The sequence below is a fragment of the Streptantibioticus rubrisoli genome (genome assembly GCF_024436055.1).
GTDB lineage: Bacteria > Actinomycetota > Actinomycetes > Streptomycetales > Streptomycetaceae > Streptantibioticus_A > Streptantibioticus_A rubrisoli.
Genome location: NZ_JANFNH010000001.1, coordinates 354,495 through 368,329, shown reverse-complemented (window position 1 = coordinate 368,329; position 13,835 = coordinate 354,495). Strand labels below are relative to the sequence as shown.

Sequence of the window (13,835 nt, the reverse complement as noted above, 5' to 3'; positions counted from 1 at the left end):
AGACGGCCCTCGACGTACCCCCAGCACCGGCCGGAATGCGGCGCGGCGGTGTTGACCGCCGACCACGCCCGAACCACGCGCCCCAACCGCGCCGCCTGGACCCACAGCCGCGTCCGGGGCAACCGGTACTTCGCGTTCCGCCCGGAAATGCCGCACGGTGGTTTCAAGCGCTCCGCCACGGCAAGAAGCTCTCACGTCACGGCCTGCAGGAGTACGCCGAATCAAACACGTCATGCACCACACCGTGAGCGACGCACGCGCGGCCGCCGAGCCGCAGAAAGCAACGATGCCCGCACCCGCGCCGCGCGGGCGGAGAAGCGAACAAGAACACACCGGGGCGGCGGGGTGAGACCGCGGCGGCCACGCCCCCTTACGGAGCAATGTGCGGCTGCCGTCGGCGCGCGCGATGAGATCGTGCACGGCCACGGCCTCACACCGATCCCGCGCACAGCTCCCCGACCCGAGGAACGTCCATGACTGCCGCTTCCCCCAACGGACCCAACGCGACGGTCGGACCCCGGTCCGACCTGACGGCCGTCTTCGAACTCGCCCAACAGCTGCGGGTCGACTCGGTGCGCGCCAGCACCTCCGCCGGTTCGGGCCATCCGACGTCGAGCATGTCGGCCGCCGACCTGATGGCGGTGCTGCTCGCCCGCCATCTGCACTACGACTGGCAGCGCCCCGACGACCCCGGCAACGACCACCTGATCTTCTCCAAGGGACATGCCTCGCCACTGCTGTACGCGATGTTCCACGCGGCGGGCGTGGTCAGCGAGGAGGAGTTGCTGGCCCGTTACCGCAGGGCGGGATCGCGCCTGGAGGGGCACCCGACCCCGGTGCTGCCCTGGGTCGACGTCGCCACCGGCTCGCTCGGCCAGGGGCTGCCGTACGGCGTCGGCGTGGCGCTGTCGGGCCGCAAGCTGGAGCACGCGCCGTACAGGGTGTGGGTGCTGTGCGGGGACAGCGAGATGACCGAGGGGTCCATCTGGGAGGCGCTGGACAAGGCGGGCCGCTACGGTCTGGACAATCTCACCGCCATCGTGGACGTCAACCGGCTGGGCCAGCGCGGCCCCACCGAACTCGGCTGGGACCTGGAGGCCTACGCCAACCGGGTGGAGGCCTTCGGCTGCGCCGCGTTGACCGTCGAGGGCCATGACGTGGCGGCGATCGACAAGGCGTTTGAGTACGCCACCCAGAGCGAGCGGCCCACCGTCATCCTGGCCAGGACCGTCAAGGGCCAGGGCTTCAGCGAGGTGGCGGACGCCGAGGGCTGGCACGGCAAGCCACTGCCGTCCGAGATGGCCGAGCGGGCGATCGGCGAACTCGGCGGCGTACGCCGTCTGACGGTGCGCGGCCACGGACCGCGGCCGTACCAGCCGCCCGCGCGCCCGGCGGCCAAGGAGGTGCGGCTGCCGGAGTTCGAACTCGGCGAGAAGGTGGCCACCCGGTCCGCGTACGGCAAGGCGCTGGCGGCGCTGGGAGCCCGGCCGGAGGTGGTCGGGCTGGACGCGGAGGTGGGCAACTCCACGCACGCCGAGGACTTCGCCAAGGTCTACCCCGGCCGCTACTTCCAGTCCTACATCGCCGAGCAGCAGATGCTGGCCACCGCGGTCGGACTCTCGGTGCGCGGTTGGCGGCCGTACGCGGCCACGTTCGCCGCGTTCTTGACCCGCGCGCACGACTTCATCCGGATGGCGTCGGTCTCCCGGGCCCGCCTGGCGCTGTGCGGTTCGCACTGCGGGGTGGAGATCGGCGCCGACGGCCCCTCGCAGATGGGCCTGGAGGATCTGGCGATGATGCGGTCCGTGCACGGCTCGACGGTGCTCTACCCCTGCGACGCCAACGCGACCGTCGCCCTCACCGCCGCCATGGCCGACCTGGAGGGCATCTCGTACCTGCGCACCACCCGCGGCGGCTACCCCGTGCTGTACCCGGCGGGGGAGGCGTTTCCCGTCGGCGGCTCCAAGACGCCGCGGTCCTCCGCCGACGACCGGATCACGCTGGTCGGCGCGGGGGTGACGGTGCACGAGTGCCTGGCCGCCGCCGACACGTTGGCGTCGGAGGGCATCAACGCCAGGGTGATCGACGTGTACTCGGTCAAGCCGATCGACGCCGACGCGCTGGCCCGGGCCGCCGAGCAGACCGGAGCCCTGGTGGTCGCCGAGGACCACCGCCCGGAGGGCGGCATCGGCGAGGCGGTACTGGGCGCGCTCGCCGAGCGCTCCGTGGCGCCCCGCTTCGCGCACCTGGCGGTACGGGACCTGCCCGCCTCGGGCACGTCCGCCGAACTGCTGGACGCCGCCGGTATCTCCAGGCCCCACATCACCGACGCCGCGAGGAGGCTGCTCAGCGGCTGAGGCGCCTGCGGCCGGGTTCGCACCGCACGTCCACTGCCGTACCGCCTCGGCGCGCAGTCAGGGAGGGGCCATGACGAACGGTACGGACCGCACCGGCGGTTCACTGCCGCCGGACGCCTGGGTGGTGGCCGTCGGAGCCGGGGTGATCGGCGCGAGCGTCGCCTTCCAGCTGGCCGAGGCGGGGGCGCGCGATGTGCTGGTGCTGGACCGCGACGGTCCGGCCAGCGGCTCATCGGGCAAGCCGATCAGGGGAGTTCGAGCGCGTTTCCGCGATTCCCTGAACAGCACGCTGGGGCAGCGCGGTTTCGCGGCGTCCCGCGACTTCCTCCAACTCCCAGGCGTGGGTGTGGTGTTGGGTGAGGCGGGTTACCTCTTCCCGCCGCGCGACGGCGAAAAGGCGGCCGCCTGCGCCGGAACCCGGTCATCGATGTGGCGCCGCTGGCCGCCGACGGGTTCGTCCTCCCGCGCCAACCGCCGGGAATCCGCCGTCATCTGACGCCGCCACAGGATGACTCCACCGAGGAGACGTAAGTCGTGACCGACCCGCGCACCACACTGCCCGACACCGACTCCCTGCGCGTTCTGGCCGCGCAGCGGCTCAACCACTGCGGCGCCCAGCCGCCGCTCGGGGGTGACAGCGGTGATCTGGTCTGCCGTACCCCGATCACCGGCGGCGCGATGTTCTTCCTGCCGTGCGCGGGTGCCGAGCAGGTCGACGCGGCGGTCGGCACCGCCCATGCGACGTTCGCCAGTTGGCGCACCACTCCGGCGCCGCAGCGCGGTCGGCTGGTCAAGCGGCTCGGTGAGCTGCTGACCGAGTACAAGGAGGACCTGGCCGATCTGGTCACCCTGGAAGCGGGGAAGATCCGCTCGGAAGCGCTGGGCGAGGTGCAGGAGATGATCGACATCTGCGACTTCGCGGTCGGCCTGTCGCGTCAGCTCTACGGACGCACCATGCCGTCTGAGCGGCCCGGTCACCGGCTCGCCGAATGCTGGCATCCGCTGGGCGTGGTCGGGGTGCTGTCCGCCTTCAACTTCCCCGCGGCGGTGTGGGCGTGGAACACCGCGGTGGCGTTGGTGTGCGGTGACACGGTGGTGTGGAAGCCGTCGGAGCTGACCCCACTGACCGCGGTGGCCTGCGACGCGCTGCTGGCCCGTGCGGCGAAGGACACGGGCGCCCCGCCCGGGGTGCACCAACTTGTCCTCGGGGACCGGGACACCGGACAACAGCTGGTGGACGACGACCGGGTGGCGTTGGTCAGTGCCACGGGCTCGGTGCGCATGGGGCGTGCGGTCGCGCCACGGGTCGCCGCGCGGTTCGGCCGGTGCCTGCTGGAGCTCGGCGGCAACAACGGGGCGGTGGTGGCGCCCTCGGCCGATCTGGACCTGGCGGTGCGCGGCATCGTCTTCTCCGCCGCGGGGACGGCGGGCCAGCGGTGCACCACGCTGCGCCGCCTGATCGTGCACGAGGACATCGCCGACCGGCTGGTGGACCGGATCGTGCACGCCTACCACCGGCTGCCGGTCGGCGACCCGTTCGCCGCCGCCACCCTGGTCGGCCCGCTGATCACCGCACGGGCCCACGAGGCGATGGCACAGGCCCTGGAGCGCGCCCAGGCCGACGGCGGAAAGCTGCTGACCGGTGGCGAAACCCTGCTACGGGACGAGGCGCCGCAGGCGCGTTATGTCGCGCCCGCGGTGGTCCGGATGCCAGCGCAGACGGCGATCGTACGGGCGGAGACGTTCGCCCCGATCGTCTACGTGCTCACCTACCGCACCTTCGAGGAGGCCATCACCCTGCACAACGAGGTTCCTCAGGGCCTGTCCTCCAGCGTCTTCACCAGCGACCAGCGGGAGGCGGAGCGCTTCCTGGCCGCCGACGGCTCCGACTGCGGCATCGCCAACGTCAATCTCGGCACCTCCGGCGCCGAGATCGGCGGGGCGTTCGGCGGGGAGAAAGCCACCGGTGGCGGCCGGGAATCCGGTTCCGACGCCTGGCGGGCCTATATGCGGCGGGCCACGCACACCGTCAACTACTCGGCCGAACTGCCGTTGGCACAGGGCGTTGACTTCCTGTGACGGTCGGTGGTCGCGGCAATTCGGCTTCCGCGCCCTACGGTTCCATTCCGCTGGCCCGCACAATGGCCTCCACCTCGTGCCGGTCCCGTTCCCGTTCGGCCAGTGCCAGCAGTCCGCTCGGCGGCCCCTGACGGCCGCCGGTGGTGGCCGTACCAGCGGAATCGCCCACGTCGACGACCATGCGCATGCCGTGCGGCCCAAGGAGGTCCATAAGCGTTCCCAATTCCCGGCCCAGCTCATTGGTGAACAACTCCCTGTCGCCCGGACCGAAGGGAATGTCAACGCTCCGTGAATGATGCACCAAAGCTTGGTTCACGCCATGCAGGATGCGTAGCAGCAATGCGAACGACTCTTTGTCCAAACGAAGCCCGAGTTCGGCCAGATGACGCGCGAACCGCTCGGTGCGCGCCGCGAAGTCCTGATCGCTCATGGCGCCATCGTCGCGGATCACACCGGGCAGATGTGCTCGATTCCCTAAATTAGGATCAATCGGCGGCCCGCTGGGCTATGCGCACGGAGGCACCCCCGACACCTGGCGGCGTTGTTGATCTGTACGCGCCACACGACCTGCGGACCCCGGTCGGCCGCTCCAGGTTCGCGTGGTACCGTCCCCCGTCTCGTGAACGGCCAAGGAGGGGCGGCGTGCGTCGGTATCGCTATTCCGGACGGAATCCGCAGGGCGGTCAGGTCCCTGAGCATTTCGGCGAGTTGGCCGTTTCCCCGCCGTCCCGTGACGGCCACACCTGGCCGTTGGGGCATGCCCGTGGCAACTGCCACACAAAACCGTCAGCGGTGTTTGCTTTCGGCTAGATAACAAATCACTACGTTGCCGTCTCGTAAGAATTAACTTCTTGACGGGACCCAATTGCCGGAGTTCTACTCACCTCCACCTCGGCCGTACCATCGCGGCCCTGTCAGGGAGGTACCCCTCGTGAACACCACTCTGCGTCGCGCCGTCGTGGCGACCGCGGCAGTGTCCATAACGCTCAGCATGGCGGCGTGCGGCAAGAAGTCGGTCGACACCGGCAAGACCAGCGCGGCAGACGTGAATCAGGGCTTCCGGATCGGTCTGGCGCTGCCGGAGAACCAGACCACCCGTTACGAGGCGGTAGACCGCCCGCAGATTCAGACCAGGCTCCACGCACTCTGCCCGAAGTGCCAACTGGACTACGAGAACGCCGGGCAGAACGCCAACACCCAGGAAGCGCAGCTCAATACGCTGATCAGCGAGGGTGACAAGGTCATCATCGTCGATCCGGTCGACTACAAGGCGATTCAGCCCTCGATCGAAAAGGCACACGCCGCGGGCATCAAGATCGTCTCCTATGACCGCCTGGCGCAGGGCCCAGTGGACGGGTACGTCTCCTTCGACAACACCCAGGTCGGCAAGGAGCAGGCACAGGGACTGCTGGAGGCCCTCGGCGGCCGGGCCACCCCGAGCACCCCGGTCGTCATGATCAACGGTGACAGCGCCGACCCGAACGCCGCCCAGTACAAGGCCGGTGCGCTCAGCGTCCTGCGCGGCAAGGTCAGGATCGCGGCCACCTACGACACCCCGGGCTGGCAGGCCGACGAGGCGAGCAAGGAGATCGACAGCGCGATCAGCCGCCTGGGCAAGGCCAACATCGCCGCCGTCTACTCGGCCAACGACGGTATGGCCACCGGGATCGTCAACACCCTGCTGGCCGACCACGTCAGCCCGCTGCCCCCGATCAGCGGACAGGACGCCCAACTCGACGCGACCCAGAGGATCGTGGCCGGTCTGCAGTCGTTCACCGTCTACAAGCCGTACCTGGTGGAGGCCGGCACCGCGGCGCAGATGGCGATCGAACTGGCCACCGGCCAGCCGCTGGAGGTCGCCGACGGCAAGGTCAACAGCGCCACGAACAAGGACATTCCGGCGAAGCTGGTCGCCACCACGATCATGGACAGCAAGAACATAAGACAGACGGTCCTCGCTGACGGCCTCTACACGGTGGACCAGATCTGCGCCTCGGAGTACGCGGCGGACTGCGTCAAGGTCGGTCTGAAGTAGCCCTCTTCGCGCGCGTGCCTCCCGCGATGGGTGGTCGGCCCACCGCGGGAGGCCTCGGCAGCACGGACACGGCCCCCAGACGGTGCCGTGCCGCCAAGCACGGGCGGTTACCTGCAGTAGGGCACGGCAGCGAGGTTCTTGACGTACCGCGCGCTGACATAGCCGGGCTTGCCCCCACCCAGCAAGTACCACAGGTTGTTGCCGTCGACGTTCTGGCCGACCTTCTTGCAGTGCAGCGCGATCACCGTCGCGGGGCGGAGGGAACCGAGGAACTTCGAGTTGGTGGTGGGTTGTTCGCGGATCGACAGGTTGACCCTGGAGACCACCTTCCCCGTGGGCTCCGCGGCCCTGACGGCGACCGGCGCCGGATGCGCCACCGCGGTCGGCGCCGCGGCGACGGCCAGTGAGGCGCCGGACAGCGCCATCGCGCCCGCCAGCATCGCGCCCGCTGCGACCACAACCCCTCGACGCAAGCCAGATGTGGACATGTCTATCCCCCTACTTCACCGAATGGGAAATCTTACCGGATCAGGCCGTAACGACCTCTCACGTCCTGTATGACACGCGACCCCACGCGAAGGTTGCCCACCGTCAGACAGACAAGTCGATTTGGGCCGCACCACGTTCCCGGTGCGGCCGGACCGGAGTGGCTACCACGTGGGCGCGCAGGACATCCCACCGTCCACCACCAGGTTGTGCCCGGTCAGCCACCTGGCCATCGGGGACGCCAGGAAGACGCAGGCGTCCCCGATGTCCTCGGCCTCGCCCCGGCGCCCCAGTGGCGCGGTCCGGTCCCAGCGGCGCACTCCGTCCGGCCAGTCCGCCGCCAGCCCTGGGCGGTCGATCAGGCCGGGTGAGACGGTGTTGACCCGGATGCCCAAAGGCCCGTACTCAAGCGCGGCGCTGCGCGCGTGCATGATCAGGGCCGCCTTGGACGAGCAGTAGTGCGCGTGGTGTCGGGCGGGTTGGCTGCCCTCGATGGAGGCGACATGGGTGACCGTCCCGCCTCCGGTGGTGCGCATCGCCTCCACCGCGGCCTGCGTACAGGCGAAGGCGCTCACCACATTGAGGTCGGCCACCTCCCGCCAGTCGGCGACGGTCATGCCCTCCAGGGGCTGTACCGGCTGCACCCCCGCGTTGTTCACCAGGGTGGTCAACCGTCCGTTCCAGGAGGCCGACTCGCGCACCAGGCGCCGGCACTCCGTCTCGTCAGTGAGGTCGGCGCGCAGGGCCAACGCCTCGCCGCCGCGCCGCCGGATCCGCTCGACGACTTCTTCCGCGCGATCGGCCCGCGCGCGGTGGTGGACGACGACGGCGGCACCGGCGAGGGCGAAGCGCCAGGCGATGCCGCGGCCCACAGTGCCACTGGCGCCGGTCACCAACACGGTGTGCCCGCTCAGATCGGGCAGGGCCGGGTCGGTCACGTCGGATCCTCCTGGCCGACGGCGTGGCGCAGCGGGACTCCGGGGCGGCACAGGCCCCTGATCCGCTCGGCCGCCTGCGGGTAGCGCGCGCAGAGCTGGTCGGCGTCCGCGCCCTCGTAGTCGGCCGCCACGAATCCCGGCGCGTTGGTACAGCCGAGCAGCGCCCAGCTGCCGCCGCCAGCCACCTTGCCACCCATCCACGTACCACTGGGCACGGTGAACTGCACCTGCTGGCCGCCGAGCACATCGTGGCCGAGCACCACGGTCCGGGCGGCACCGTCCGGTTCCAGCAGCAGCAGTTCGACGGGGTCGCCGAGGTAGAAGTGCCAGATCTCGTCGGTGGGCAGTCGGTGCATCGCGGAGAACCGGTCGTCCTCGGCCGAGAGCAGCACGATGATGGCCGATCCGGCGGGACGGCCTCCGGCCACCCGCGGGCCGGCCCAGGTACGCCGGAACAGCCCGCCCTCCAGGGGCAGCGGCTCAAGGCCGTAACGCGAGACCAGTTCCCTGACCGTGATGTTCTCGGGCCGCATCCGCCTACCCCTCATGCGTGCTCGTACGGTTCGACCGCGCGCAAAGACGGCAGCATCGCCCAGACCTTAGCGCCTCGCACGTCGTACGGGTCGCTTTCACGTCACCCCCGTCGCCACCCTCACGCACCTCCCCCGAAACCTGCTGCCCGGGTCACCGGCCAGGCCGCCCTCACCGCAACTCCGCAACCGCACTGGCTGGCCCGGCCGAGTGGAGGAACCCCGCCTCCGGCACCGACCGGCCGGTGGAACGTCCATTCGCTGCGGAAACGGCGTCCGGCCGGGCGATCCCCGGGTGCCCCGCGTTTATGCACCTGGGCCTTCGGACACGTGGGGTGAGCACCCAGCGGTCCGGAGGCTGACGCATGCGCCTGTTGCTCGTCCACCCGAGCTCCCTGATGTACTCGGAGATCTTCCTACGGCTGGAGCCTTCGGGGCTGGAACGGGTGGCCGGCGCCGCCCGTGACGCCGGCCATGAGGTGCGCGTCATCGACCTTCGGATCGAGTCGCACGCGTCGCTGGACCGTCAACTGGTGTCCTTCGCCCCGCAGGCGATGGGCGTTTCCCTCAACTCCCTGGCCAGCGTAGTTCCCACCACGTTGCCACTGGACGTCTTCTACCAGGAACTGGTGCGCACCCAGGCAGTCATCAACCGCAAGCACCTCGGCCTGCGCACCGCCGTCAGTGCGGCACGGGTCCTCGCCGGAAACCTCGCCCGCGGCCACACGAACTTCGCCCGCATGCTGTGGCGCTTCAACCGCGTCCACAACCCGCGGCGCCAACTCGCCGACCACGCCCGCCCGGTCACCTACGAACTCCCGCTGCCGCGGCGCATCGACGTCGGCGACCGGCGCCAACTGTACGTGCACACCCGATCCGGACGCGGCGAGACCGGCCAAGTGCGTCCAGTGGCGAAGGGCCCGGGTGAACCGTGCTGAGGGAAGTACCCACCACACCGTCACCACCCACCGCGGGACCCGGGATGAGCGCGGGGGAAGGGCGGCGCGGAAGGCGACCGGCCCGTCACACCGCCCGGGCCGTCACCATGGCGGTGATCCTGTCCCTCGCCTGCGCGGACTGCTCCAGTGGGGGCAACGAGGAGCCGTCCCCCACGGCCAACCACCAGGCGCAGCCCTTCGGGCCCGGTTGTTCGTCCATTCCGCGCAGCGGCACCGGTAGCTTCGCGGAAATGTCCAAGGACCTCGTGACCGACGCGTCCGCGCATCTGCCGATGCTGACCCAGTGGGTTCACGCCGTTGACGAAGCCAACATGCACAGAACGCTCAAGGAAGCCCAGCACATCACCGTCTTCGCGCCAGACGACGCCGCCTTCGCCAAGATCCCCAAATCCCAACTGGCGCGGCTGCTGGAGAACAAGGCAGAGCTGCGCAAGACCCTCCTGTACCACGTCGTCGGCCATCGCGTCACACCCGACGCCCTGTCCAACAGCGCGTTCACCACCCTGAGCAACGGCGCGCTGCTGACCTCGGGATCGGGCCAGTCGTTCAAGGTCGACGGCACGGCCAACATCGTGTGCGGGAACATCCAGACCGTCAACGCGAACCTCTACATCATCGACAGCGTCCTGAGCCCCCAACCATGAACCAGGCGTTCACTCCTGGTCCGGGCTGGTCATCGCCGTCTGAATTTCTACCCGCCTGCCCGGAACGGCCGACCGATGAGGAAATCCGGGCCAGACCGTCACCGCGCCAAGATCCCCAAGGCGCCAGTCGATCAGGGGGCGTTGACCAGGCAGCCCACGGCCCCTACGATCCGGGCAGCTCGCGGTTGCGCCTAGGGTTCCGCGACGGCCCCGCCTCAAGTGATGACAATCAGGGGTCGGCGGACTGGACCGAGCGGCGCCAGAGCCGAGGCATTCGGCTCCACACCTGACGGGATAAAAACCCCGAGGGCTTCCATCAGCCTGCCCGCCTTCCGGCTGGGCTGGATCCCAGGAGGCCTTCTCGTGAACCCTGTCACCGCCGCCAGCCATATACCCGGCATCCCGGTCGGCCTGGTCGTGACCGGCATCGGCAACATCGTCGTGTTGGCCGTCGCCGGGGTCCTCGCCGGGCTGGTCGGCACCGCTGGCGGTATCACCTCGCTCGTCTCCTACCCCGCGCTGCTCGCGGCCGGCCTGCCCGGCCTCGCGGCGAACGTGGCCAACATCGTCGCGCTGGTGGCGTGCTGGCCCGGTGCGGCCGTGGCCTCCCAGCCCGAACTGGCCGGGCAGGGGGCGTGGCTGCGTCGCTGGGTGCCCATATCCGCTCTGGGCGGGGCAGCGGGGTCCGTTTTGCTGCTGTCCACCCCGCCGGGCCTCTTCGCTCGCGTCGTGCCATTCCTGGTGGCCGTCGGCTCGCTGACGCTCCTTGCCCAGCCTCGGCTGGCAGCCCGGCATTACCAGTGCCCGTCCGGACGTCAATCCGATGCCCGGCACTTGGTCCTGCCGCTCGGACTGACCGTGATGTCGCTCTACAACGGCTACTTCGGCGCTGGATCCGGTGTGATGACCCTGGCGCTCCTCCTGATCTGTGCTGAGTCACACCTGCCCACTGCCAATGCTGTGAAGAACATGCTCATCGGCGCTGCGGCGCTCGCCTCTGCGGCCGTCTTCGCCGCCGTGGGGCCTGTCGACTGGACCGCTGTCATCCCCCTTGGAGCGGGCATGTTCGTCGGCTCCACCCTCGGCCCCTGCATCGCCAGACGCCTACCTCCCGGCCTCCTGCGCTGGCTGGCTGCCCTGATCGGCATCGGCCTTGCGATCCAGCTATGGATCAACCCGAGCGGGTAATCCGGGCCCGGACCGCCGAGTCCGGGTGCTGCTTCCTGTGTCGACCGGCGCAGCTCCCGGGCCAGCCCGCCCCGCCTTGTCAGCGCGTCCGAGAAACGGCGGCCGCCAGCTCGCGGCCCTCGTCGGCTCGGCCACCGGGGGTTCCGGCCGATGTTGAGCCGCCTACCGCGGCTTCGCCCTTCTGGTGACGAAGTCGCGGATCTTGTCGCGGATCTTGTCGACGAGCCCCAGCCAGGGTGACACGGCCCCGATGGCGGGCGGCCTGTCCGGGGCAGCGGGATGCGGTCGGGTGGGGGCGATCCTTTCGGCGCGTCGGACCTTGTCGCCGAGATCCCGCAGGACTTCGCGCGGGCAGGCTGCCGAAAGCCGCGGGAAGAGCCGTTCCTCTTCGTCGCGCACATGGGCGGTGACGCCCGTGACAAGCACGACGAGCAACTCACTGAAGCCGGGATCACCGGAGTCCACGCCCGCCAGGGCGTTGAGGGTCTCCGCTATTCTGGAGTGATCCCTCAGTTCCTTCTCGGCCAGCGCCTCCCCGTCGACAACATGCTCACGGACGGCCGGGTAAAGGTACTGCTCCTCCGCCACCGCATGGCGTACCAGACGCTCGGTCACCTCGTCGACCAGCTCCTTGCGTTCCCTGCTGCCGGGCCGGGAGGAGCGAATCCGGTCGAAGAGACCCGCCACTTCGGCGTGGTCGGCCGTGAGTTCCTTGATGACATCACCGCCATGTCCCATGGTGTCGGACCTCTCGGGTGTATCGGACGTGGCCACCGGGCGACCAGTGTGATGCGTCGTGGCCGCTTGTCCGGCCATTGGAGTCTGCGGCGAGCGGAAGACGCGGCGAAGTACCGCTGATTCGCGTAATCACGGCCGCGCGAGTGATTGGACATCAGCGGTGGAGGTTACGCATCAGCCGCGATGACCCTGCTCCTGGCGGCGGGCAGGGCGGATAGGGAGCGTGGGCTGGTGCTGCTGTCGAAGAAGAAGGCCAGGCTTGTGTCCAAGGCGCGGGAGACGGCCTACACCGGCTTCGTGGTACTCGACCGGCGGCTTCCGGCAGCCGAGGCGTGCAAGGCCCTGCTGCGCAAGGCTTTCCCCGAACACTGGTCGTTCCTGTTGGGGGAAATCGCCCTCTACAGCCTGGTGGTCCTTGTTCTGACGGGCAGCTACCTGACCCTTTTCTTCAATCCGAGCATGAGCGAGAGCGTCTACCACGGCGTCTATGTGCCGTTGCAGGGTCTGCGGGTCACGGATGCCTACTCCTCCACCTTGGACATCAGTTTCGACATCCGCGGGGGGCTGCTGATCCGGCAGATGCACCACTGGGCGGCCCTGGTCTTCGTAGCGGCCATCGGCGTACACATGCTGCGGATCTTCTTCACCGGGGCGTTCCGCCGCCCCCGGGAGGCCAACTGGATGATCGGTGTCACCCTGTTCATGCTCGCCCTGCTCGAAGGGTTTTGCGGCTACTCCCTTCCGGACGACCTGCTGTCCGGCACCGGATTGCGCACCGCGAACACCATCTTGATGTCCATCCCCGTTGTCGGCACCTACCTGACTTTCTTCGTCTGGGGTGGAGCGTTTCCCGGGCATGCTCTCATTCCGCGGCTGTACATCGTGCACGTACTGTTCGTTCCCGGCGTGCTCATCGCACTGGTCGCCGCGCATCTGATGCTGGTGGTCTACCTCAAGCACACGCAGTGGGGCGCGCAGGGCAAGACGAACCGGAACTCGGTCGGCCTGCCGATGGTCCCGCAGTTCACCGCCAAGTCGACCGGTTTGTCCCTGATGGTCTTCGGCGTGACCTCCGCCCTCGGCGCGGTGGCGCAGATCAACCCGATCTGGAACTACGGTCCCTATCAGGCCGACCAGGTGGCGACCGACGCCCAGCCCGACTGGTACGTCGGCTTTCTTGAGGGGGCGCTGCGGATCATGCCTCCGTGGGAGAACAACGTGGTCGGACACACCATCATGTGGAACGTCTTCATTCCCGCCGTCCTCATGCCCGCCGTGCTCTTCCTGGTGCTCTACCTCTACCCGCTCTTCGAGAAGTGGGTGACGGGCGACCTGATGGAACACCATTTGTGCGACCGCCCCCGGGACCGCCCGACCAGGACCGCGCTCGCGGTGGCGGCCATCGTCTTCTACGCCGTGACGTTGTTGGCCGGGGGAAACGACGTGATCGCCTACAGCTTCCGTGTCTCCGTCAACGCACTGACCTGGATCTTCCGGATTTCCGTGATCCTCGGCCCCATCGTGGCCTTCCTGGCCACCAAGCGGATCTGCCTGGCGATGCAGATGCACGACCGGCAACTCCTCGAAGAAGGGGAGGAGACCGGGAGGGTCAGCCAGAACGTCTACGGCGGCATCAGTGAAAGCCACCGCCCGATCCCCGTCGAACACCGCTACCGCCTGCTGGTGCGGGACATCCCCAAGCCACTGGCCCATCCCGGCAAGCAGGCACCGCGCAGGCACCGGATGCGGGCGGCACTGAGCGCCTGGTACTACCGGGATCGAGTCGACATGCCCACCACCGCCGAGCAGCGGTTGCAGATCACCGGCAAGACCGCCGCCCCCGTCGCAGCCCCGAAAGAGTGAGGGCCGGGATATCCGGGC

Annotated in this window: 13 protein-coding genes and 1 pseudogene; 8 read left to right on the top strand and 6 right to left on the bottom strand. The window is 69.2% G+C overall.

Annotated elements, in window-relative coordinates:
* Positions 1-473: 473 nt before the first annotated feature.
* From NON19_RS01805 to amaB, 3 genes are all read left to right on the top strand, one after another.
* Complete coding sequence (locus NON19_RS01805) at positions 474-2,357, top strand: transketolase (protein ID WP_255924722.1); 1,884 nt, start codon at positions 474-476, stop codon at positions 2,355-2,357.
* Between the two features lie 70 nt (positions 2,358-2,427).
* Positions 2,428-2,853 carry an FAD-dependent oxidoreductase gene (locus NON19_RS01800; RefSeq protein ID WP_255924721.1) on the top strand — a complete coding sequence of 142 codons (426 nt, stop codon included), beginning with the start codon at positions 2,428-2,430 and terminating at the stop codon, positions 2,851-2,853.
* Between the two features lie 38 nt (positions 2,854-2,891).
* Complete coding sequence (gene amaB, locus NON19_RS01795; protein ID WP_372513962.1) at positions 2,892-4,436, top strand: L-piperidine-6-carboxylate dehydrogenase; 1,545 nt, start codon at positions 2,892-2,894, stop codon at positions 4,434-4,436.
* Positions 4,437-4,470: 34 nt separating this feature from the next.
* Here amaB and NON19_RS01790 read toward each other — a convergent pair whose 3' ends face one another.
* Positions 4,471-4,866, bottom strand: coding sequence for a hypothetical protein (locus NON19_RS01790; protein ID WP_255924720.1), 396 nt, complete (start codon positions 4,864-4,866; stop codon positions 4,471-4,473).
* A gap of 501 nt (positions 4,867-5,367) precedes the next feature.
* Here NON19_RS01790 and NON19_RS01785 point away from each other — a divergent pair.
* Positions 5,368-6,471 carry a sugar ABC transporter substrate-binding protein gene (locus NON19_RS01785; RefSeq protein ID WP_255924719.1) on the top strand — a complete coding sequence of 368 codons (1,104 nt, stop codon included), beginning with the start codon at positions 5,368-5,370 and terminating at the stop codon, positions 6,469-6,471.
* Between the two features lie 107 nt (positions 6,472-6,578).
* Here the strand turns inward: NON19_RS01785 and NON19_RS01780 are convergent, their stop codons facing one another.
* From NON19_RS01780 to NON19_RS01770, 3 genes are all read right to left on the bottom strand, one after another.
* Positions 6,579-6,959, bottom strand: coding sequence for an SH3 domain-containing protein (locus NON19_RS01780; protein ID WP_255924718.1), 381 nt, complete (start codon positions 6,957-6,959; stop codon positions 6,579-6,581).
* Positions 6,960-7,121: 162 nt separating this feature from the next.
* Positions 7,122-7,895, bottom strand: a complete 774-nt coding sequence (locus tag NON19_RS01775; RefSeq protein ID WP_255924717.1) for an SDR family NAD(P)-dependent oxidoreductase — start codon at positions 7,893-7,895, stop codon at positions 7,122-7,124.
* The gene (locus NON19_RS01770; protein ID WP_255924716.1) at positions 7,892-8,428 is read right to left on the bottom strand and encodes a cupin domain-containing protein; all 537 of its coding nucleotides are present in this window, start codon (positions 8,426-8,428) and stop codon (positions 7,892-7,894) included. The genes NON19_RS01775 and NON19_RS01770 overlap by 4 nt, the downstream gene beginning before the upstream one ends.
* A 578-nt stretch (positions 8,429-9,006) precedes the next feature.
* Between NON19_RS01770 and NON19_RS01765 the strand changes: the two are divergent.
* A pseudogene (locus NON19_RS01765) lies at positions 9,007-9,363 on the top strand (hopanoid C-3 methylase HpnR); the annotation flags it as partial.
* A gap of 85 nt (positions 9,364-9,448) precedes the next feature.
* Here NON19_RS01765 and NON19_RS01760 read toward each other — a convergent pair.
* A complete protein-coding gene (locus NON19_RS01760; RefSeq protein ID WP_255924715.1) occupies positions 9,449-9,583 on the bottom strand; it encodes a hypothetical protein in 135 nt (44 codons plus the stop codon).
* Between the two features lie 31 nt (positions 9,584-9,614).
* On the opposite strand from NON19_RS01760, the gene NON19_RS01755 reads away from it, so the two are divergent.
* Both NON19_RS01755 and NON19_RS01750 read left to right on the top strand, forming a co-directional pair.
* Positions 9,615-10,028, top strand: coding sequence for a fasciclin domain-containing protein (locus tag NON19_RS01755; protein ID WP_255924714.1), 414 nt, complete (start codon positions 9,615-9,617; stop codon positions 10,026-10,028).
* A gap of 363 nt (positions 10,029-10,391) precedes the next feature.
* Positions 10,392-11,216, top strand: coding sequence for a sulfite exporter TauE/SafE family protein (locus NON19_RS01750; RefSeq protein ID WP_255924713.1), 825 nt, complete (start codon positions 10,392-10,394; stop codon positions 11,214-11,216).
* A gap of 162 nt (positions 11,217-11,378) precedes the next feature.
* On the opposite strand, the gene NON19_RS01745 is transcribed toward NON19_RS01750, so the two are convergent.
* On the bottom strand, positions 11,379-11,954 hold the full coding sequence (locus NON19_RS01745) for a hemerythrin domain-containing protein (protein WP_255925015.1): 576 nt from the start codon (positions 11,952-11,954) through the stop codon (positions 11,379-11,381).
* Between the two features lie 231 nt (positions 11,955-12,185).
* On the opposite strand from NON19_RS01745, the gene qcrB reads away from it, so the two are divergent.
* A complete protein-coding gene (qcrB, locus tag NON19_RS01740; RefSeq protein ID WP_255925014.1) occupies positions 12,186-13,817 on the top strand; it encodes a cytochrome bc1 complex cytochrome b subunit in 1,632 nt (543 codons plus the stop codon).
* Positions 13,818-13,835: the final 18 nt, after the last annotated feature.